Genomic DNA, 18,768 nt, shown 5'->3' on the forward strand with positions numbered 1-18,768 from the left:
TCGAAGCAATGAATGACGGCAGTCTATCCAGTGACCCGCGTGGCTGGCCAAGGATTCCCTTCTATCGCGGTCATAGCCAGCTATGCTGTGCGCATCACTCACCACGCAGGAGCACCGACATGGGCTCGACCTTCAATGGCCTGGTTGGCCTGATCATCCTTGCCCTGGATATCTGGGCGATCCTCAATGTGGTCAAGAGCGGTGCCGAGGTTGGCGTCAAGGTACTGTGGATTCTGCTGATCGTGCTGCTGCCGGTGCTCGGGTTGATCATCTGGGCGATTGCCGGGCCACGGGGCAATATCAGCCTCTGAGCACCATTGCCTGGCTACGTGACAAAATTTTCACACTCGATTTTCGAGAATCCGCGCCGCACAATGCTGCGTTGGTCCAAGCCCATCACAGCGGGCAGGGCCGTCCATGCACACGGCGCCCCGCCTTTAATCGCAACCCCGTCATCCTAGGACCCCTCCATTCATGGCTAACACGGATGCCCTGAAGCAACAGGGCGTGCGAGGCTCGTTCTCGCCAACCCTGAAATCCCACCTTGCCTACACGCTGCTCAGTGGCCTGGTGATCATGCTGATGCTCAGCCTGGTGCGCCTGGCGCTACTGGTCTACAACAGCGACATGATCGGCACCACGCCGTACTCGACGGTCGCCGAAGGCATGTTCAACGGCCTGCGCTTTGACCTGCGCGTAGTGGTGTACATCAGCATTCCGCTGCTGCTGGCCCTGCTCAGCCCCTGGGCGATGGCGCGGCGCGGCGTATTGCGCTGCTGGCTGACCCTCGCTTCCAGCGTGGTGATGTTCCTTGGCCTGATGGAGATGGACTTCTATCGCGAGTTCCACCAGCGCCTCAACGGCTTGGTGTTCCAGTACATCAACGAAGACCCGAAAACCGTCATGAGCATGCTCTGGTACGGTTTCCCGGTGGTGCGTTACCTGCTGGCCTGGCTGTTCGGCACCTGGCTGCTGAGCCTGCTGTTCAAGGGTATCGACCGTCTGACCCGTACTGAAGGCGTGCACCGCGTGGCACCGTGGTACAACCGCCTGGCGGTGTTCATGGTGATTCTGTTGCTGGCGGTGATTGCCGCCCGTGGCACTCTGCGCCAAGGCCCGCCGATGCGCTGGGGCGACGCTTTCACCACGGACTCGAACTTCGTCAACCAGTTGGGCCTCAATGGCACCCTTACCCTGATCGACGCTGCCAAGAGCCGCTATGGCGAAGACCGCGCCAACCTGTGGAAGCCGGTGCTTGACCAAGGCGTTGCCACCGAGACCGTGCGCCAGCAACTGCTGACCCCACACGACACCTTGGTCGATGCCGACGAAGCGGCGGTGCGTCGCGACTTCCTGCCGCCTGCCGAGCGCACGCTGCCGATCAAGAACGTCGTGGTAATCCTGATGGAAAGCTTCGCCGGCCATTCGGTCGGAGCCTTGGGTAGCCCGAACAACATCACGCCGTATTTCGACAAGCTGGCCAAGGAGGGTCTGCTGTTCGACCGCTTCTTCTCCAATGGCACCCATACCCATCAGGGCATGTTCGCGACCATGGGCTGCTTCCCCAACCTGCCAGGCTTCGAATACCTGATGCAGACCCCGGAAGGTGGCCATAAACTGTCGGGCTTGCCAGCGCTGCTCAGTGCTCGCAAGTATGACGATGTGTATGTCTACAACGGTGATTTTGCCTGGGATAACCAGTCCGGGTTCTTCGGCAACCAGGGCATGACCACGTTTATCGGCCGCAACGACTTCGTCAACCCGGTGTTCTCCGACCCGACCTGGGGTGTTTCCGACCAGGACATGTTCGACCGCGGTAACGAAGAACTGGCCAAGCACGACCCAAGCAAGCCTATCTATGCCTTGCTGCAGACCCTTTCCAACCACACCCCGTATGCACTGCCGAGCAATTTGCCGGTGGAGAAGGTGACGGGCCAGGGCCGTCTGGACGAGCACCTGACTGCAATGCGTTATTCGGACTGGGCGTTGGGCCAGTTCTTCGAGAAGGCGCGCAAGGAGCCGTACTTCAAGGACACCTTGTTCGTGATCGTCGGCGACCATGGTTTTGGCAACCATCAGCAGGTCACCGAACTGGACCTGGGCCGCTTCAACGTGCCGCTGCTGCTGATAGCGCCTGGCATCCAGGACAAGTTTGGTGCGGTCAGCCACACCGTCGGCACTCAGGTCGACATCGTGCCGACCATCATGGGCCGTCTTGGCGGGCAAACCCGTCATCAGTGCTGGGGGCGTGATTTGCTCAACCTGCCTGAGGGTGACCCTGGCGTTGGCATGATCAAGCCCTCGGGCAGTGAGCAGATTGTTGGCCTGGTGCAGGGTGACCGGCTGCTGATCGAGTCCAAGGACATGACCCCGCGTCTGTACCGCTACCAGCTGGGCCGCGAGTTCAAGGCGCAATTGATCGAAAGCCCGGACCAGGCGCAGATGCTCAAGCAGCTTGAGGCGTACATCCAGACGGCGACCAAGAGCCTGCTGGACAACACCGCAGGCGTGGTGCATGGCATACCGAAGTAAGCCGTAGCACTGTTGCCCAGCCCGCCGCTTGCCGGCGGGCTTTTTTGTGCCTGCGAAGTAACTGCGCTGAACAACATGCCTGCCGGGCGGTCAGCTATTACGGATGTCACTCACCGTTTTGCCACCGAGGGTAGATTCGATGAAGAAGTGGGAAGTCATCTTTGCCAAACAGACGGGCGAACCCGAGTCACTGCTGCTCGATGCCGAGCATTGCCCCAGCGAGGAAGACGCGGCGCGGGCCATACGCTCGCGGTTGTTCCCGATCATGGATCAGTTGGACCTCAACGATTTTCAGGGCCGTAGCCCTTCCCCCACGGCGCGCTGGCTCAAGGAGCAGAACGGCGTGACCATCAACGATATCCACGAGGTGCCTTGAGCCTCTGGTAAAGTGCCGGCGCAAGCACTACGCTGGAGCCAGGCACGGTTCTACTCTGCGGGCCTGCATCATCTTCACTTCGCGTCTTGTATCAAGCTCGAACCGCCGGCAGCGCTAATTCGCCGGCGGGTGCGTCATGCACGGAAAGTCTATCCATTGCAATTCAGGAGGACGATTCATGAGCAGCCAGAACGACGACATCAGCAGCAGTGTCCTTCGCCAGATGAAAGCTGGCGGTTTTGATTTCACCCGCATTCACCCCATCGAGTTTTACGCAGTGTTCCCCGATGAAGCCGGCGCTCGTCACGCGGCGCGGGAGTTTCGTGGCGAGTCGACCAATGCTCAGGTGAGCGAGCGCGACGATGGCGCCTGGCACCTTGAGTTAAGCAAAGTGATGTATGCCAGTTACGGCGGTATCGGCGCGTTCGAGGAAGATTTCGAGCGGGTGGTCGCACCCCATGGTGGCGAGGTAGAAGGGTGGGGCGTGCGCCAGGAGCGAGCGGTAGCCTGAGGTTGTGCCGGCGCCCGTCAGGGCCTTCTCCCTGGCTGGCGCCCTCATGCGCAAAAGCCCTTTACCAGTGAACAGCACCCGGTGGCCTCACGGCGTCTTGCGCGGGGCCATGTGCCGCAGATACGCCAGCAACGCATCCAGTTCTTTGTCATTCAACACCTGCACCGGGAAGCCCGGCATCCGTGCCTGTGGCCAGCGGCGCAGGCTCTGTGGGTCGCGGATGTACTGGCGCAGGAACGCCGGTTGGAAATACTCGGTCGGGTTGTGCGGCACATTCAGGTCCGGGCCGAACTGGGCATCCCCGGCGCCGTTCAGGCGGTGGCAGGCCAGGCAGTTCTGCTGGAACAGGGCAAAGCCTTCTCGGACCGGGTCGTCTTTTTTCAGCGCAGGGTCTGGCAGCAGCGCCGGAAAACGTTCTTCGACCGGCGCAAGGCGGCTCACCGTGCTTACTTGATAGGGCCACTGTTCCGGGCGTATGCCGCCTGCTTGCGGGTTGGTCCAGACCAGATAGAACGGCCCGGCGCTGGGTTTGCCTGGGGCAAGCCCAGCCCACGGCTGCTTGGGGTCCTCGACAGCCAGCCAAGCCTGAGCGGGGCCTGGCTGCAGCAGTGGGCCTGCCGGCATCTCAGCGGCAAAGCCGTCAAAGGATACGGCCTGCAGGTGGTCAGTCGGCCCGACACCTTCGAGCAGTACCGCCAATGGGACGGCGCGGTAATGCATGCTGCGCTTGTAGGCAACGTCCTGGTCGATGGTGATATCGCGGGCGTCAGGGTGCTCGAGCAGCTGCTCGCTTTGCCAGGTGCGCGAGTGCTCGCCGATTTTCAGGGTTAACGTGGCGCCCGTCGCAGACAGCGTCGAGAACAGGCACAGCAGTGCGATGAGAATGCGCATAGATAGCCTCCTGCCATCAAGACCGGCAGGGTACCTGCACAGTCTACGTAAACGCCACTTCCTGCATCAACCAAACAGCCGAGACAAGTTCGGCAAGATCAGCAGCAACGTGGTGGCGAAAAGGATGAGCCCCGCTTGGCGTACCTTGGATTGTCTGAACATGGCGGACCGCCTTCATTGTTGTTATTCCTGAAAACCCCTGAGCTTCCCTGCATGGCGTCGGGTCGATCGCAGCGGCGTTGTGCAGTGCCGTCCCTGCATACCTGATAACAACGGGTATACAACCAACAGTAGGGCGCCCGGCAACGATGTTTCAGAACTGTTTGTTCTAAGCCACTAAAAAATACCATCAGGGCGTTTTAAGGCCACTGGCCATCGCGCTGGCACGCTCTGCCTAGACAAGTGCGCGGCAGTGGTTACCGAGGGTTACAGCCCTTACCGTTCGTCTGGACTTGCTACTTGCTTGTACGTGGCTTTCGCGTCACGCTCTATAGCGAACCTTTACCTACGTCGTTCAGGACTATTCCCATGTCGTTACGCGTCTGCATCCTTGAAACCGATGTCCTGCGACCTGAGCTGGTCGCTCGCTATGAGGGCTACGGAAGGATGTTCGAACAGCTGTTTTCGCGTCAGCCGATCGCCGCCGAGTTTTGCGTGTACAACGTGATGAACGGCGACTACCCACCTGAAAACGAGCGCTTCGATGCCTACCTGGTGACGGGCAGCAAGGCCGATTCATTCGGTAGCGACCCGTGGATCCACACCCTCAAGGCCTATCTGCTGAAACTGTACGGCCGTGGCGAGAAGCTGCTTGGCGTGTGTTTCGGCCACCAATTGCTGGCCCTGACCTTGGGCGGCAAAGCCGAGCGCGCTGACAAGGGCTGGGGCGTCGGCATTCACCGCTACAGGCTCGCCGCCCATGCGCCGTGGATGGACCCGGAGGTTTGCGAACTGACCCTGTTGATCAGCCATCAGGACCAGGTGACCGCGCTACCTGAAGGTGCAACGGTTATCGCATCCAGCGATTTCTGCCCGAACGCGGCCTATCACATCGGCGACCAGGTGCTGTGCTTCCAGGGCCACCCTGAGTTTGTGCACGATTACTCCCGCGCGCTGCTCGATGCCCGCCAGCAGCATTTGGGCGATGAAGTGTACGAAAAAGCCGTCGCCAGCCTTGCCACCGACCATCAGGGCGATCTGGTAGGCGAATGGATGCTGCGTTTCATTGCCCAGCCGGGCAAAACCGATAGCAGCGCCGCGTAAGGCGCGCTACAGCCACCCGGAGCGCTTGAAGCTCGCGTACAGGCCGATACAGCCCAGCCCGATCACCCCAAGCACCGCGAAGTAGCCGTAGTGCCAGCCCAGCTCCGGCATGTTCTGGAAGTTCATGCCGTAGATCCCGGCAATTGCCGTCGGGAATGCCAGAATCGCTGCCCAGGCGGCGAACTTGCGCTGGGTAATGCTCTGGCGCGACGACTCCAGCAGCATGCCGATCTCGATGGTCTGGCTGGCGATGTCGCGGATGCCGGCGAGGTCTTCCATCTGCCGCGTGACGTGGATCTGCACATCGCGAAAGTACGGGCGCATGTTCTTGTCGATGAACGGAAAGCTCAGGCGCTGCAGTTCTTCGCTGATCTCAACCATCGGTGCCACGTAGCGGCGCAGGCGCAGGATGTCGCGGCGCAGGCTGTGCAGGCGGCGGATGTCTTGTTCACGCAGCGAATTGCCCAGCACGCTCTGCTCCAGCGCCTCGATTTCGCCGTGGATCGCCTCGCTGACGGGCTGGTAGTTCTCGGTAACGAAATCCAGCAGGGCGTACAGCACGAAGTCCTCGCCGTGCTCCAGCAGCAAGGGCCGGGCTTCGCAGCGCTGGCGCACCAGGGCATAGGATTTGGAGTGGCCATTGCGGCAGGTGATGATGTAGCCGCTGCCGGCAAAGATGTGGGTTTCGATGAACTCAAGCCGGCCCTGGTGGCGCACCGGCGAGTAGGTGACGATGAACAGCGCGTCGCCGAAGGTTTCAAGCTTTGGGCGGCTGTGTTTTTCCAGGGCATCTTCGATGGCCAGTTCGTGCAGGCCGAATTGGCACTGCAGGTTGGCCAGTGCCTCGGCGTCAGGCTCTTCCAGCCCGATCCAGACAAAATGCCCCGGTTTGCGCGCCCATTCGGCGCCTTGATCAATGCTGATGTTGGTGACCTTGCGGCCGGCGCTGTACACCGCCGCTGCGACGACTCGACCCATGTCTGTGCGCTTATCCAGTTGAACACTCGCACAGCTTGGGCCGTGTCGCGGCGCGGGGCAACCTTGGCCGGTGAAGATTCATTTGCCCGGCGCAGCCTCGGTGTCCATCTGGTCGATACAGCGCTGCATTTGCTCGCGGCACTGCTCCACCAGTGCCGGCAGGTCCTGCGCGGTCAGTCCGTCGGTCGCGATAGGTGCCAGCGCGCGAATGGTCACTGTGCGCCGCGCCCAGCTGTTCAGGCCCATGCGGCGACGGTAGCGGCTGACGCACACCGGAACGATCGGCGCGCCGGCGGCCACGGCCATGTGGAAGGCGCCTTTCTTGAATGCCCGCAGTTGCTCATCCTGGTTGCGCGTGCCCTCGGGGAAGATCCAGATCGAGGTGCCTTGCTGCAAGGTCTTGGTGGTGGCAAGCATTGCCCGGCGTGCCTTATAGGCGTTGCCACGGTCGATCAGCACGTTGCCGCCCAGCCAGAACAGCTGGCCGAACAGCGGAATCCAGCCGAGGCTTTTCTTGCCCACCGCCACCGTGCGCCGGGGTATCACCTGGCCGATGATGAACAGGTCGAAGTTGGACTGGTGGTTGCCAATGATCACGCTGCCTGGTGGCAGGTTGTCCAGAACAGTCATTTCGGCCTTGACCCGGATACCCAGAATCCACGCGGCGGGCACGCTGTAGAGGCGGGCGAACAGCGGGCTGTTGTCCGGATTGAAAGGGCGGCACACGCCAATGATCAGGCCAATGAGGCTGGCGAGCACGACATGCACCGACAGCAGGATAAAGCGCAGCACAGCAAGCATGGTACGACTCTCACCGCTATGAAAGAGGTTTGAGTGTACAAGTGTTCACTTAGGTGGGCAAACGGTGAGCCGTGTAGGAGCGGCCTTGTGTCGCGAACGGGCTGTGTAGCAGCCCCAGGATCTCGGCCCTATTCAAAAATTCTGGGGCCGCTACGCGACCCTTTCGCGACACAAGGCCGCTCCTACACAGAGCACGTTGCATCAGTGGGCTGTCTGATCCATCTCGATGGCCGTCGCCAAGGCCGACAGCAGGCCTTTACGCACTTTAAGCTTGGTGTTCTTGTGCGCCAGCATGTTGATCTTCTTGAGCTCGCGGGCTGCGTGCAAGGCCGCTTCCTGCAATTGCTCCACCGGTACCACCTTGTCCAGGAACCCCGCATCGACCGCCGCATGCGGGTCGAACACTTCAGCGTTGATCACCGAGCGGTGGAAGGCCGAGCGGCGCAGGCGGTCGCGGGCCAGTTCAATGCCGGCGTGGTGCATGGTCATGCCGATCTGCACCTCGTTCAGGCAGATCTTGTAGGGGCCTTCAACGCCGATGCGGTAGTCGGCCGAGAGCAGCAGGAAGGCGCCCTTGGCCACCGCATTGCCTGGGCAGGCAACGATGATCGGGAACGGGTGCGAGAGCATGCGATGGGCCAAGGTCGAGCCTGCTGTTACCAGCGCGATGGCCTCCTTGGGCCCAGCGGTCATCACTTTGAGGTCATAGCCGCCGGACAGAATGCCCGGCTGGCCGGTGATGATTACCACCGCGCGGTCTTGCACGGCGCGGTCCAGCGCCGCATTGAAGGCGGTGATGACATCGGGCGAGATGGCGTTGACCTTGCCGTTGTTCAGGGTCAGTGTGGCGATGCCGTCTTCGGCATGGTAGGTGATCAGCTCGCTCATGGCAGTGTCCTTTAAATGGCGTGGCGATGAACTTACCCAGCGCGCGAACCCAGGTAAAGCAGCAAGGCTGACTACTCGGTCAGCGATCGCCCGCCAGCGTGCGTGGCAGCGGGGCGGCGGATGGCGCGTGGGTAAAAGCGCAGGCGAGAATGGCAGCATTGCCCTTGAGCACCTCGCACAGACACGCAAAGGCTTAAGCGCATGAAAATTCTGAAAAAACTTCTTGCCAAAGAAAGGACCTTCGACTAAATTAGCGCGCCTCGACAGGCTGAATAGCTTGAAGAGAAACGGTGAAGTGTCCGAGTGGTCGAAGGAGCACGCCTGGAAAGTGTGTATACGAGAAATCGTATCAAGGGTTCAAATCCCTTCTTCACCGCCACATTCTACGAGAAGCCCCCGAATCGAAAGGTTCGGGGGCTTTTTGTTTTTGGCGTGTTCAGCGCTGGCGAGCCTGCCGGGCTTGCGCCCCGGCAGGCCCAGCCGGTCAGAAACTTACCGAAGCCGATAACCGAGCGGTGCGCGGTGCGCCTTGGAACAGGTAATTGTCGCCCAGGTAATCGCCCACATCGCGCCAGTAGCGCTTGTCGAAGACGTTGTCCACGGTCAGCCGCAGCACGGTGTCATAGCCGCTGATGCGGGTGCTGTAGCGGCTGCCGAGGTCGAACACGGTGTAGCCGCCAACCTCGACATTGCCGGCCTGGCTTGCGTATTTGCTGGCGCTGTAGCGTGCGCCGCCAAGCAGCGCCAGGCCTGGGACGGGCAGGGCGTAATCGGCTTGCAACGCAGCGCGCAGGCGCGGCACGTTGATTGCCTGATGGCCCTCATAGGCTTCGGTACCGCTGTTTTCGACCTGGGCGCGGATGGCGGCGGCGCTGGCATGGACCTGCAGGTTCGAGGTGACATGGCCGCTGGCGCCGAGCTCAAGGCCGGTGTTCTTCTGCTGGCCTTGCTGCACATAGGTGAAGCTGGTGCCCTCGGGGCGGGCGTATTCGTAAGCCTGGCGGATCTGGAACAGCGCAGCGCTGAAACTCATGCCTTGCCAGTCGCGCTTGATGCCCAGTTCCAGTTGGTGCGAGGCAGTGGGCGCAAGGATCTCCGACGCATTGTTTGCGTACCACGGCGCGGTGCCGCCGGCAGACAACCCTTTGGCATAGCTTGCGTACAGCGTGGTATCTGGCTGTGGTTTGTAGATCAGCGCAGCGTTGGGCAGCAGTTCGTATTGCTGGGTGTGACGGCCGGCTTCACCGCGTTCATTCCAGGTTTTTTCGTCCAGGCGCACCAGGCGTGCGCCCGTCACGGTCTGCCAGTTGTCATTGAAGGTGATGCGGTCGCTGACGAACACGCCGTACTGGCGGCTGTCCAGGCGGCGCTCGCTGCCGCCGATCGGGTCGCTGGAGGGTTCTACGGCAGGCGCATCGGTATTGATGTTGCCGCTGCCAACCCGCTCGTTGTAGTAAGGCCGCTGGTCCACGGTGCGCCGCTGCGCGCTGCTGCCGAGCGTCAGTTGATGGTCCACGCCCAATGCCTTGAAGCGGCCTTCAAGCGCCGCTTGCAGTTCGTCGGTACGCCGGGTGTCGTCGGGGCTGCGGAAATCGTAGATGTCGTAGTCGCCGGAGGGGCTGAAGTGCGAGGCGTTGCCGTCATCGCTACCCCACGCAAACGCGCTGTAATCGTCAATTACCACCTGGCTGCGTGAAGCGCTCAGGGTGCCGTTCCAGTCGTCACTGAACTGGTATTTGAAGCGCCCGCCCAGGTTCAACGCGTCATTCTGCACAGGCTTGGCCCAGCGCTGCCAGGCCAGGTGGTCGGTAGGGTCGACGCCATGGGGCAGGGCGCTGCCGCCGAGCAACTGGTAACCCGGCACCGAATACTGCTCGCGGTGCTGATAGTCGGCGTCCAGTTCAAGCACCGCGTCGGGGCTGAGCTGCCAGTCGAAGGCCAGCGATGCGAAGTCACGCTTGCCGTCGGCGTGGTCGACATAGGAGCGGATATCTTCATGGGCCAGGTTGACCCGCACGCCGAACTGGCGCTCGGCACCGAACCAGCCGCCCAGGTCGGTGGCGATATAGCGCTCGCCCTGGGCATTGGTCGAGACGCTGACGCTGCGCACGTCTTCGGCGCGTTTGGTCACGTAGTTGACCAGCCCGCCGGGCTCGGAAACCCCGCTCTGCAAGCCTGAAAGGCCCTTGAGCAACTCGACCTGCTGCTTGTTCTCCAGCGCCACATTCTGCTCGCCGGCGAGGGTCTGGCCGTTGATCTTGTAGCTGCTGGCGGCATTGAGCTCGAAGCCGCGCACGTTGAAGTTTTCGTAATAGCCGACCGGCGCATAGCTTTCGCCAACCGAGGCATCGCTTTGCAGCACCTCGCGCAGCGTGCGCACCTGGCGATCATCGAGCAACTGGCGGCTGAACACGCTCACCGCTGCCGGGGTATCGAGCAGTGGTGCGCTATGCAGCCCGGCGACCTGGGCTTCGCGCGCCTGGTAGCCGGCGTTGCCATACACCTCGGTAACGCGCAGTGGCGCCAGGGTTACGCTGTCATCGGCAAGGCCATGGCCGCTGTGCAGGGCCAGGCCCAGGCTGAGCAGGCCAAGCGGTAGGCGAGGGCGAAGCGGGGTCATGCAGGGCTCCTTGAGCGGGGTGCGCCTGTAACGGTCGATGGCCACCGGCATTGCGCCAGTCAGGCGGGCAAAAAGGGGCGCCATAGTAGCAGGCGCGCGCAGGGCGATGCCCGCTAAAAACGCGGGCACTCAAGCACAGGACGGATAGGCGGCGGGTAACTTCAGGCGGCGATCGGGCGTTGGCGGCGGCGCCAGCTGTCGTCGATTTTCGACCAGGTCTTGCCATCGGTGATGGCCATGAGTTTGCGGCCGTCCTTGAACGTCGCCAGGAAGGTAACTTCCTGTTCTTTGCCGCCCAGCAGCAGCCCCGCCAGCAAGCCAACTGGCCCGGCCACCAGCGCCCCGGCCATGCCCCAGCCGATGGCGCTGCCCAGGCTGCGGGTGGATTCGAGGTTGGCAAGCTTCAGGTCGCTGATGCGCGCCAGTGAAATACGCTCCCCAGGCGAGGGGCTGCGTGGGGTCTTGAGTGTGAGCGCTCCATTGCGATACTCGCCTTCACCTTGCAAGAAATCGCCGGATTGCACCGTGAGCCTTGTCATTGTGTCGTCCTGTCAGAAAGGGCTATGCGATCAGCGCTTACTGAGCGCTCCGGGCGTTATCAAGTCAACGCCCGTGCGACGGAGGGTCATGTGGCGGGTTGTCGCGCGCTCAGGCAGGCTGGCTGTGCAGCTTCAGCCGCTTGCGCTCGGCCAGCATCCACACCAGCAGGGCCAGTGCGCCGATGGCAAGGCCGGCTACCACAATCCCGTTCCAGCCATATCCCTCGAACAATTGGGTACCCAGCAGCGAGCCCAAGGCGCCGCCAATGAAGTAGCAGGTGATGTAGCCGGCGTTGAGCCGTGTACGCGCCTCGGGCCTGAGCACGATGACTGCGTTCTGGTTGCTCACGTGCACCAGTTGCACGGCAAGGTCGAGCAGCAGCACGCCCAGCAGCAATGCGGCCAGCGAACTCTGGGCAAAGGCCAGCGGTACCCACGACAGCATCAATGCCGCCAGTCCCACGGTGGTGCCCAACGCGCCGCGGCCACGGTCGGCCAGGCGCCCGGCCCAGTTGGCGGCCAGTGCGCCGGCAGCACCGGCCAGGCCGAACAGGCCGATCACCGCGTCCGAATAGTGGTAAGGCTCGCTGCTGAGCAGAAACGCCAGCGGGGTCCAGAACAGCGCGAACAGGCTGAACGACAGCAGCCCCAGCAGCGAACGCAGGCGCAGCACCGGTTCTTCGACGAACAGGCGGAACACCGAGCCGATCAGCGCCGGGTATTTCAGCCCGGCATGGCTGTGGTGCTGGGGCAGTGCGCGGTACAGCGCCAGCGCGGTGATCGCCATCAGCACTGCCGCCAGCACATAGATGCTGCGCCAGCCGCCAAGCTCTGCCATCAGCCCCGCAGCGGTGCGGGCCAGCAGAATGCCCAATAGCAGCCCACTCATCAGCGTACCCACCGCGCGGCCGCGTTGCTCGGGCGCGCTGAGGGCCGCAGCCATCGGCACCAGAATCTGCGCCACCACCGAAAACAGGCCGGTCAGTGCCGTGCCGAAAATCAGCCATGGCAGGTTTGGCGCGCAGGCGCTGATGACCAGCCCGGCGGTGGCGATCAGCACCATGGTCACGATCAGTCGGCGTTGCTCGAACAGGTCGCCGAGCGGTGCCAGCAACAGCAGGCCGGCACCGTAGCTCAGTTGGGCGGCGATCACGATGGTGCCGGCAGCGGTGGTGCTCAGGCCGAAGTTTTCGGCGATGCTGTGCAGCAATGGCTGGGCGTAATAGTTGCTGGCCACAGCCAGGCCGGTGGCGGTTGCCATCAGCAGGATCAGGGCGCGACCGAGAGTGGGGGAATTCATGGCAGATCTCGTGGCAGGCAAGGGGCTGGCCACAAGTATCAGGAAGTGTCATGCATGACGCCAATGTATAGTTTTCACTCTAATCATCTTGAAAACAGATAGATCGATGAATCTCAAACAATTGGAGTACGCACTGGCGGTGGCGGACACCGGCAGTTTTACCCGTGCCGCCGAGCGCTGCCATGTGGTGCAGTCGGCCCTCAGCCACCAGGTGGCAAGGCTTGAAGCGCAGTTGGGGGTGAGCCTGTTCGAGCGCACGTCGCGGCGCGTGCGCCTGACCAGTGCCGGCGAGGCCTTCGTGCTAAGCGCGCGGCCTGCGGTGGAGGCGGCGCGGCGCATTGCCGATGATGTGGCGGCAGCCTGCGGGCAGGTGCGCGGGCGCTTGGCGATTGGCGAGATCAGTTCGCTGACCGCGCTGGACCTGGTCGATGTGCTGCAAGTGTTCCACAGCCGCTATCCGCATGTGGATGTGCGCTGGCTGACTGCCAAAAGCGAAATGTTGATGGCCGATGTTACCGAGCGGCGCTTGGATGTGGGCTTTGTCGGCCTGTGGCAAGGCGAGGTGCTAAAGGGTGTGCAGCATCGGCTGCTGGCCCGTGAGGAGCTGGTGGCGGTGCTGCCACCCAGCCATGCGCTGGCCGGCAGTACGCAACTGGCGCTGGGGGACCTTGCCGGTGAGGTGCTGGTGGACTTCCCTGAAGGGACTGGCGCACGGCGGCAGACTGATGAGGCCTTTCAGGCTGCCGGGTTTGCGCGCAAGGTGCAGTTCGAGATTGGGCATATCGGCCTGGTGGAAAAATTCGTCCAGCGTGGCATGGCTGTTGGCCTTGTGCCCGAGCGGGTTGCCCGCGAATTTACCGGGGTGAGCCGGGTGCCCTTGCTCGATGCGCCTGTGCGGCACCTGTATGCCGTGTGGTCGCCCAGCCCAACCCCTGCGGCGCGGGCGTTTCTGGAGGTGATGGAGCAATGGCTGGCGAGCGCGTGAAGGCCATCGCCCCACCGTCCGGGCGGGCTGTGCACAGTCCCTGTAGGAGCGGCCTTGTGTCGCGAAAGGGCTGCGCAGCGGCCCCTGCGATGTTGCATGAGGCGTAGATCTTGGGGCCGCTACGCAGCCCTTTCGCGACACAAGGCCGCTCCCACAAGAGACCGCGTTGCTTGTGGTTTATGTCTCAGCTCGCAGCAATGATGAACTGCACCTGCACCACCCCATTGACCATCAGGCTGACCTCATCATCCACCCGCTTGCCCAGCAACTGCTGGCCCAGCGGCGCGCGCGGGGTGATGACGGTGACCCGGTCATCGTCATCACCGATCTTCAGCCCCGCACCCTCAGGCCCCAGAAACACCTGCCGCTGCTGCCCGTCCTCATCTTCCAGCCTGACCAGGCAGCCGACCTGCACCCCGCGCGCCGGGTCGTAATCGCGCAGTGCGAGCTGTTGATAGGTCAGCAGCGCCTGGCGAATCTCCGTCGTGCGTCGGGCTTGCCCGGTCGCCAGGTAGGATGCCTCCAGCCCCAGCGTGTCGTACTTGTTCTCGGCGATGTTTTCTTCGGCGGTGGCGGTTTCGTAGGCAGTCTGGGCGGCGCGGCGCAGCACCTCGGCGTCATGTTCGAGGGTGGTGATGATGCGTTGCAACAGGGTGGCTTTGTCCATGATCAGTAACAGAACTCCAGCACGTTGGCCTGGCTCTTGTCGGTCGGCGCGGTGCGGTTCTGCTGCAGCCAGAACTGGCACTTGGGGTTGTTCAGGTTGCGCGGGCTGCCTTGGGCGGCGTCGGCAGCCTGGTTCAACTCCTGTTTGTGCAGGATGTCCTTGTAGCGTTCGAACATCTGCGCCTGGGCGTCCCCAGCGGGGGCCGCAGGCTGGGCTGGCTGCACGCTGGCTGGTGCGACCGCCTGGGCCAGTGGTTGCACCTGTTCGGGCCATAATTGCAGGGCCAGCCACAGGCTCAGGGCGATGGCTACGGCACCCAGCCATAGGCCCAAAGCGATGCACAGGGTCAGTTGCACAGGCTTGAGGGCAATTTTCAGTTCGCGGCGGCGGGGCATGGCAGCCTCCTGGCAGGGCGGTAGGATGGCGGTATTGTCGCATGGCGTGGCAAGGTTTTTCAGTGGGGTGCTTTTTTTGCGCAGCATTTGTGCGCAGAATTCGCGCTCTTTGCTTGCAGGTACACCGATGAAAGTCACCTGGGACATCTTCTGCACGGTCGTCGACAACTACGGCGACATCGGCGTGACCTGGCGCCTGGCCCGTCAGTTGGCCGCCGAGCACAACCTCGCGGTGCGTCTGTGGGTGGATGATCTGGGGGCCTTCGTACGCTTGTGCCCAAGCGCCGCAGCCGCGGCCCCCGTGCAGTGGCAGCAGGGCGTCGAAGTTCGCCAATGGCCTGCGCAATGGCCGGCCGAGGCGGTGGGGCAGGTAGTAATCGGTGCATTCGCCTGCCAGTTGCCCCATGGGCTTGAGCAAGCCATGGCCGCGCAGCCCGCGCCGCCACTGTGGCTCAACCTTGACTACCTCAGCGCTGAACCTTGGGTCGAAGGCTGCCACGGCCTGCCATCGCCCCAAGCCAACGGGCTGCGCAAGATGTTCTTCTTTCCAGGCTTTACCGAGCGTACCGGCGGGCTGTTGCGCGAAGCGTCGTTGCTGGCCCGCCGTGAAGCCTTTGATGCCGAGGCACGCAATGGGTTTCTGCTGGCACTGGGCGTTGAGGTTGAGGCAGGTGCCAGGCTGATCTCGCTGTTCGCCTACGAAAACCCGCAGTTGGGCAGTTGGCTGGATGCCTTGGCGGTAGACCCGTGCCCCACGCAGCTGCTGGTGCCGCACGGGCGCATTCTTGGCGACCTCGGTCACTGGCTGGGTGAGGCGCAGCTTGCCGTGGGCGCAGTACACCGGCGTGGCGCGTTGACGGTGCAGGTGCTGCCCTTCGTCAGCCAGGATGACTACGACCGCCTGTTGTGGTGCTGCGATTTCAACGCCGTGCGCGGCGAAGACTCATTCGTGCGCGCCCAGTGGGCAGGGGCGCCGTTGCTGTGGCATATCTATATCCAGGAAGAAAACGCCCACTGGGAAAAACTGGAAGCTTTTCTGGCGCTTTATCGACAGGGTTTGTCGGAAGCTGCCGGCCATGCACTGACTGGGCTGTGGCGGGCGTGGAACATGGACCGGCCGATGGCTGAGGCCTGGCAGGCCCTGCAACCGCACTGGCAAGAAATCAGCGCGCATGCCCGCCACTGGTGCGCGGCACAGGCCGCTCAGCCGGACCTTGCGACGAAGCTGGTACAGTTTTATCGAAATTCGCTATGATATGCGGCCTCGATTTTTATAAATCCATCCAGATTCGGATACTTCGTAATGAAAACTGGTAAAGAGCTGAAACCCGGTACTGTACTGCGTATCGACAACGACCCGTGGCTGGTACAGAAAGCTGAGTTCACCAAGTCGGGCCGTAACAGCGCGATCATGAAGACCAAGCTGAAGAACCTGCTGACCGGCTACAAGACCGAAACCGTCTACGGTGCGGACGACAAGCTGGACGACGTGATCCTCGATCGCAAAGAAGCGACCCTGTCGTTCATCAGCGGTGACACCTACACCTTCATGGACACCACCGACTACACCATGTACGAGCTGAACGCCGAGGATATCGAAGCCGTTCTGCCGTTCATCGAAGAAGGCATGGAAGACATCTGCGAAGCCGTGTTCTTCGAAGACCGTCTGGTGTCGGTAGAGCTGCCGACCACCATCGTGCGTAAAGTTGCCTACACCGAAGGTTCGGCACGTGGCGACACTTCGGGCAAGGTCATGAAACCTGCCAAGCTGGCCAACGGTACCGAGCTGAGCGTTGCTGACTTCATCGAAATCGACGACCTGATCGAAATCGATACCCGCGACGGCGGTTCGTACAAAGGTCGCGCCAAGAAGTAATTCTGCTTCTGACGCACCTCAAAAACCCGGCCTAGGCCGGGTTTTTTCGTTTATGGGCCAACTGCGGCGGCTTCAGGCAGAGCCTAGACCGTAACGTGCAGGCGCACGTCTACGTTGCCGCGGGTGGCGTTGGAGTAAGGGCAGACCAGGTGGGCTTTTTCGACCAGTGCTTCAGCATCGGCCTGGGCCAGGCCTGGCAGGTTGATGTTCAGGTCGATGTCCAGGCCGAAGCCGCCGGGGATCTGGCCGATACCGACCTTGGCGGTAATCGAGGCGTCGGCGGGCAGGGCTTTTTTCTCCTGGCCGGCAACGAATTTCAGCGCGCCGATGAAGCAGGCCGAGTAGCCGGCGGCGAACATCTGCTCGGGGTTGGTGCCTTCACCGCCTGCGCCGCCGAGTTCTTTCGGGGTGCTCAACTTCACTTCCAGCTTGCCGTCACTGGAGCGGGACTTGCCGTCGCGACCGCCGGTAGAGGTGGCTTCTGCGATGTACAGCGGAGTGACCTTTTGCATCTTGATGCCTCGCGTTTGTGCTGAGCGCGCTGGGCGCTGGGTGGGTATGGGCTTAACTTAGCGTGCAATTATTTAGCGCGCAAGATAAATGTTTGACCATTGGTCGAAACGGCCACATCACAGCATAGACGTCAGAGGCTTTCTTGCAGATGTGTGCGCAGTTGCAGCAGGTCGGCTTGCAGTTTGCGCAACTGCTCGGCGCTGTGCCCGCTCGCTTGCAGGATGCAAGGCGGTACGCGCTGGGCCTGAGCTTGCAGTTCACGGCCTTTGTCGGTCAGTTGCACCAGCACCACGCGCTCGTCTTCGCGGCTGCGGCTGCGGCTTAATAGCCCCTCGCTCTCCAAGCGCTTGAGCAGCGGGGTGAGTGAACCTGGGTCGGTCAGCAGCCGCTGGCTGATTTCGCCGACGGTCAGGCCGTCCTGCTCCCACAGCACCAGCATGGCCAGGTACTGCGGGTAGGTCAGGCCCAAGGCTTGCAGCAGGGGCTTGTAGACCTTGGTCATCAGCAGTGACGTGGAGTGCAGGGCAAAGCAGACCTGGTTATCCAGCAGCAGTGCATCGCAGGGGGCTTTAGTGTCGGCGTTCATGCAGGTCCTTGAATTCGATCAAGTGGGAAATCTATCACGCTAATTAATTGTGCGCTCATTGCCAGCGTAGCTCGCTGCGCAGCGCCAAGTCCCAAGGCGGCATCGGGCAAAAGCGGCTCTTGAGGAATTCGAGCAGCAAACGGCTGCGAGAGTTCGTTTCATGTTCAAGGCGCAGGGCATAGATGCCGCTGGTCTCGGCCGCAGGCAGCCCGGCATCGCAGAAAAGCGGCACCAGTTCGCCGCGCAGCAGGTACTCGCTGATCAGCCAGGTCGGCAGGTGGGCGATACCAAGCCCCGCCAGCGCACCGCATAGCAGGGTTTCGGCGTTGTTGGCGCTCATGCGCATGCGCGCCGGGCGATACAGGCGCGACTGGCCTTGCACTTCAAAGCGCCAGGCGAAGGGCGGGGCCAGGCCGTCCCAGTCGAGGCCGGCGTGTGCCGGCAGCTCGCTGGGGCAGCTTGGCATGCCGTGCTCTGCAAGGTAGGTGGGGCTGGCGCAGGCGATGCGCACCATGTTGGCCAATGAGGTGGCTACCAGGCGGGTGTCGGCCAGCGGCCCTGCGCGCAGCACCAGGTCGACTTCGCCCAGGTGGCTGCCGTGCATGTCGACAAAGCTGTCGATCAGGCGCAGTTGCACGTCGAGCCCGGGGTATACCACAAGAAAGTCGGCAATCGCCGGCGCCAGGTGCCGGCGGCCGAAGGCTGCGGGGGCGTCGATGCGGATCAGCCCCTCCGGTGCGTTGCTCAAGGACACTGCCTCAGCCCGGGCCAGGCGCAGTTCTTCGATGATGCGCCGCGCGCGTTCGGCGAAGGCGAAGCCCGCCGGGGTGGCGCGGACAGCGTGGGTACTGCGCGAGAACAGGCGGCTGCCCACGGCGGCCTCCAGGCTGTCTATGCGCCGGGCCACTGCGGAGGGCGTGAGCGGGTGGCGGCGTGCGGCGGCAGAAAAACTGCCGGTGTCGAGCACGTCGAGAAACAGGCTCAGTTGTTCGGTAAGAAGGTCGGGGCTCATGCTCGGGCTCTGCTTGTGCGTAATGCGCATAGCCA

General features: G+C 62.5%; 20 protein-coding genes and 1 tRNA gene. 9 read left to right on the forward strand and 12 right to left on the reverse strand.

Annotated features, from left to right (window positions below; translation table 11 throughout):
• Nucleotides 1-119 precede the first annotated feature (119 nt).
• The 4 genes from HU719_RS03740 (at nucleotide 120) to HU719_RS03755 (ending at nucleotide 3,419) form a co-directional block, all read left to right on the forward strand.
• Nucleotides 120-311, forward strand: coding sequence for a PLDc N-terminal domain-containing protein (locus tag HU719_RS03740; RefSeq protein ID WP_186536642.1), 192 nt, complete (start codon nucleotides 120-122; stop codon nucleotides 309-311).
• A gap of 163 nt (nucleotides 312-474) precedes the next feature.
• Nucleotides 475-2,532, forward strand: coding sequence for an LTA synthase family protein (locus HU719_RS03745; protein ID WP_186518055.1), 2,058 nt, complete (start codon nucleotides 475-477; stop codon nucleotides 2,530-2,532).
• 139 nt (nucleotides 2,533-2,671) lie between these two features.
• Nucleotides 2,672-2,908 carry a hypothetical protein gene (locus HU719_RS03750; protein WP_186518053.1) on the forward strand — a complete coding sequence of 79 codons (237 nt, stop codon included), beginning with the start codon at nucleotides 2,672-2,674 and terminating at the stop codon, nucleotides 2,906-2,908.
• A 178-nt stretch (nucleotides 2,909-3,086) separates the two neighbouring features.
• On the forward strand, nucleotides 3,087-3,419 hold the full coding sequence (locus tag HU719_RS03755; RefSeq protein WP_186536643.1) for a ribonuclease E inhibitor RraB: 333 nt from the start codon (nucleotides 3,087-3,089) through the stop codon (nucleotides 3,417-3,419).
• Nucleotides 3,420-3,506: 87 nt separating this feature from the next.
• On the opposite strand, the gene HU719_RS03760 is transcribed toward HU719_RS03755, so the two are convergent.
• Nucleotides 3,507-4,310, reverse strand: coding sequence for a cytochrome c (locus HU719_RS03760; RefSeq protein ID WP_186536644.1), 804 nt, complete (start codon nucleotides 4,308-4,310; stop codon nucleotides 3,507-3,509).
• Nucleotides 4,311-4,838: 528 nt separating this feature from the next.
• On the opposite strand from HU719_RS03760, the gene HU719_RS03765 reads away from it, so the two are divergent.
• Nucleotides 4,839-5,573 (forward strand): amidotransferase, encoded by a 735-nt coding sequence (locus tag HU719_RS03765; RefSeq protein ID WP_186518045.1) that lies wholly within the window; start codon nucleotides 4,839-4,841, stop codon nucleotides 5,571-5,573.
• A gap of 6 nt (nucleotides 5,574-5,579) precedes the next feature.
• Here the strand turns inward: HU719_RS03765 and HU719_RS03770 are convergent, their stop codons facing one another.
• The 3 genes from HU719_RS03770 to HU719_RS03780 form a co-directional block, all read right to left on the reverse strand.
• A complete protein-coding gene (locus HU719_RS03770) occupies nucleotides 5,580-6,551 on the reverse strand; it encodes a magnesium and cobalt transport protein CorA (protein ID WP_186518043.1) in 972 nt (323 codons plus the stop codon).
• A 78-nt stretch (nucleotides 6,552-6,629) separates the two neighbouring features.
• Nucleotides 6,630-7,352: a lysophospholipid acyltransferase family protein gene (locus tag HU719_RS03775; RefSeq protein WP_186536645.1), complete on the reverse strand. Its 723-nt coding sequence runs from the start codon at nucleotides 7,350-7,352 to the stop codon at nucleotides 6,630-6,632.
• A 201-nt stretch (nucleotides 7,353-7,553) separates the two neighbouring features.
• On the reverse strand, nucleotides 7,554-8,240 hold the full coding sequence (locus tag HU719_RS03780; protein ID WP_186536646.1) for a crotonase/enoyl-CoA hydratase family protein: 687 nt from the start codon (nucleotides 8,238-8,240) through the stop codon (nucleotides 7,554-7,556).
• 289 nt (nucleotides 8,241-8,529) lie between these two features.
• On the opposite strand from HU719_RS03780, the gene HU719_RS03785 reads away from it, so the two are divergent.
• Nucleotides 8,530-8,619: transfer RNA gene (locus HU719_RS03785), tRNA-Ser, on the forward strand.
• A 105-nt stretch (nucleotides 8,620-8,724) separates the two neighbouring features.
• On the opposite strand, the gene HU719_RS03790 is transcribed toward HU719_RS03785, so the two are convergent.
• The 3 genes from HU719_RS03790 to HU719_RS03800 all read right to left on the reverse strand — a co-directional run bounded on the left by HU719_RS03790 (nucleotide 8,725) and on the right by HU719_RS03800 (nucleotide 12,699).
• Nucleotides 8,725-10,860, reverse strand: a complete 2,136-nt coding sequence (locus HU719_RS03790) for a TonB-dependent siderophore receptor (RefSeq protein WP_186536647.1) — start codon at nucleotides 10,858-10,860, stop codon at nucleotides 8,725-8,727.
• Between the two features lie 161 nt (nucleotides 10,861-11,021).
• A complete protein-coding gene (locus HU719_RS03795; protein WP_186518038.1) occupies nucleotides 11,022-11,399 on the reverse strand; it encodes a hypothetical protein in 378 nt (125 codons plus the stop codon).
• A gap of 109 nt (nucleotides 11,400-11,508) precedes the next feature.
• Nucleotides 11,509-12,699 (reverse strand): MFS transporter, encoded by a 1,191-nt coding sequence (locus tag HU719_RS03800; RefSeq protein ID WP_186518037.1) that lies wholly within the window; start codon nucleotides 12,697-12,699, stop codon nucleotides 11,509-11,511.
• A gap of 106 nt (nucleotides 12,700-12,805) precedes the next feature.
• Between HU719_RS03800 and HU719_RS03805 the strand changes: the two genes are divergently transcribed.
• Nucleotides 12,806-13,684: a LysR family transcriptional regulator gene (locus tag HU719_RS03805; protein WP_186518036.1), complete on the forward strand. Its 879-nt coding sequence runs from the start codon at nucleotides 12,806-12,808 to the stop codon at nucleotides 13,682-13,684.
• Nucleotides 13,685-13,868: 184 nt separating this feature from the next.
• Here the strand turns inward: HU719_RS03805 and HU719_RS03810 are convergent, their stop codons facing one another.
• On the reverse strand, nucleotides 13,869-14,351 hold the full coding sequence (locus HU719_RS03810; RefSeq protein ID WP_186536648.1) for a GreA/GreB family elongation factor: 483 nt from the start codon (nucleotides 14,349-14,351) through the stop codon (nucleotides 13,869-13,871).
• A 2-nt stretch (nucleotides 14,352-14,353) separates the two neighbouring features.
• Nucleotides 14,354-14,746 (reverse strand): hypothetical protein, encoded by a 393-nt coding sequence (locus tag HU719_RS03815; protein WP_186536649.1) that lies wholly within the window; start codon nucleotides 14,744-14,746, stop codon nucleotides 14,354-14,356.
• 127 nt (nucleotides 14,747-14,873) lie between these two features.
• Here HU719_RS03815 and earP point away from each other — a divergent pair, with 127 nt between their 5' ends.
• Both earP and HU719_RS03825 read left to right on the forward strand, forming a co-directional pair.
• Entirely contained in the window at nucleotides 14,874-16,001 is a 1,128-nt protein-coding gene (gene earP, locus HU719_RS03820) for an elongation factor P maturation arginine rhamnosyltransferase EarP (RefSeq protein ID WP_186536650.1), read from the forward strand.
• 48 nt (nucleotides 16,002-16,049) lie between these two features.
• On the forward strand, nucleotides 16,050-16,622 hold the full coding sequence (locus HU719_RS03825; protein ID WP_186518029.1) for an elongation factor P: 573 nt from the start codon (nucleotides 16,050-16,052) through the stop codon (nucleotides 16,620-16,622).
• An 83-nt stretch (nucleotides 16,623-16,705) separates the two neighbouring features.
• Here the strand turns inward: HU719_RS03825 and HU719_RS03830 are convergent, their stop codons facing one another.
• The 3 genes from HU719_RS03830 to HU719_RS03840 form a co-directional block, all read right to left on the reverse strand.
• Nucleotides 16,706-17,134 (reverse strand): organic hydroperoxide resistance protein, encoded by a 429-nt coding sequence (locus HU719_RS03830; RefSeq protein ID WP_186518027.1) that lies wholly within the window; start codon nucleotides 17,132-17,134, stop codon nucleotides 16,706-16,708.
• Between the two features lie 131 nt (nucleotides 17,135-17,265).
• On the reverse strand, nucleotides 17,266-17,721 hold the full coding sequence (locus HU719_RS03835; protein WP_186518025.1) for a MarR family winged helix-turn-helix transcriptional regulator: 456 nt from the start codon (nucleotides 17,719-17,721) through the stop codon (nucleotides 17,266-17,268).
• Nucleotides 17,722-17,776: 55 nt separating this feature from the next.
• The gene (locus tag HU719_RS03840) at nucleotides 17,777-18,733 is read right to left on the reverse strand and encodes a LysR family transcriptional regulator (RefSeq protein WP_186536651.1); all 957 of its coding nucleotides are present in this window, start codon (nucleotides 18,731-18,733) and stop codon (nucleotides 17,777-17,779) included.
• Nucleotides 18,734-18,768: the final 35 nt, after the last annotated feature.

Origin of the sequence: Pseudomonas farsensis (assembly GCF_014268805.2) — a bacterium.
Classification (GTDB): Bacteria; Pseudomonadota; Gammaproteobacteria; order Pseudomonadales; family Pseudomonadaceae; genus Aquipseudomonas; species Aquipseudomonas farsensis.

Bases quoted from the DNA above. Each gene is read 5' to 3' on its own strand.
- HU719_RS03765 (WP_186518045.1), top strand. From the start codon at position 4,839: ATGTCGTTACGCGTCTGCATCCTTGAAACCGATGTCCTGCGACCTGAG.
- HU719_RS03825 (WP_186518029.1), top strand. From the start codon at position 16,050: ATGAAAACTGGTAAAGAGCTGAAACCCGGTACTGTACTGCGTATCGAC.
- HU719_RS03745 (WP_186518055.1), top strand. From the start codon at position 475: ATGGCTAACACGGATGCCCTGAAGCAACAGGGCGTGCGAGGCTCGTTC.
- HU719_RS03830 (WP_186518027.1), bottom strand. From the start codon at position 17,134: ATGCAAAAGGTCACTCCGCTGTACATCGCAGAAGCCACCTCTACCGGC.
- HU719_RS03755 (WP_186536643.1), top strand. From the start codon at position 3,087: ATGAGCAGCCAGAACGACGACATCAGCAGCAGTGTCCTTCGCCAGATG.
- HU719_RS03840 (WP_186536651.1), bottom strand. From the start codon at position 18,733: ATGAGCCCCGACCTTCTTACCGAACAACTGAGCCTGTTTCTCGACGTG.
- HU719_RS03770 (WP_186518043.1), bottom strand. From the start codon at position 6,551: ATGGGTCGAGTCGTCGCAGCGGCGGTGTACAGCGCCGGCCGCAAGGTC.
- HU719_RS03750 (WP_186518053.1), top strand. From the start codon at position 2,672: ATGAAGAAGTGGGAAGTCATCTTTGCCAAACAGACGGGCGAACCCGAG.
- HU719_RS03805 (WP_186518036.1), top strand. From the start codon at position 12,806: ATGAATCTCAAACAATTGGAGTACGCACTGGCGGTGGCGGACACCGGC.
- HU719_RS03780 (WP_186536646.1), bottom strand. From the start codon at position 8,240: ATGAGCGAGCTGATCACCTACCATGCCGAAGACGGCATCGCCACACTG.
- HU719_RS03815 (WP_186536649.1), bottom strand. From the start codon at position 14,746: ATGCCCCGCCGCCGCGAACTGAAAATTGCCCTCAAGCCTGTGCAACTG.
- HU719_RS03800 (WP_186518037.1), bottom strand. From the start codon at position 12,699: ATGAATTCCCCCACTCTCGGTCGCGCCCTGATCCTGCTGATGGCAACC.
- HU719_RS03740 (WP_186536642.1), top strand. From the start codon at position 120: ATGGGCTCGACCTTCAATGGCCTGGTTGGCCTGATCATCCTTGCCCTG.
- earP (WP_186536650.1), top strand. From the start codon at position 14,874: ATGAAAGTCACCTGGGACATCTTCTGCACGGTCGTCGACAACTACGGC.
- HU719_RS03775 (WP_186536645.1), bottom strand. From the start codon at position 7,352: ATGCTTGCTGTGCTGCGCTTTATCCTGCTGTCGGTGCATGTCGTGCTC.
- HU719_RS03760 (WP_186536644.1), bottom strand. From the start codon at position 4,310: ATGCGCATTCTCATCGCACTGCTGTGCCTGTTCTCGACGCTGTCTGCG.
- HU719_RS03790 (WP_186536647.1), bottom strand. From the start codon at position 10,860: ATGACCCCGCTTCGCCCTCGCCTACCGCTTGGCCTGCTCAGCCTGGGC.
- HU719_RS03835 (WP_186518025.1), bottom strand. From the start codon at position 17,721: ATGAACGCCGACACTAAAGCCCCCTGCGATGCACTGCTGCTGGATAAC.
- HU719_RS03810 (WP_186536648.1), bottom strand. From the start codon at position 14,351: ATGGACAAAGCCACCCTGTTGCAACGCATCATCACCACCCTCGAACAT.
- HU719_RS03795 (WP_186518038.1), bottom strand. From the start codon at position 11,399: ATGACAAGGCTCACGGTGCAATCCGGCGATTTCTTGCAAGGTGAAGGC.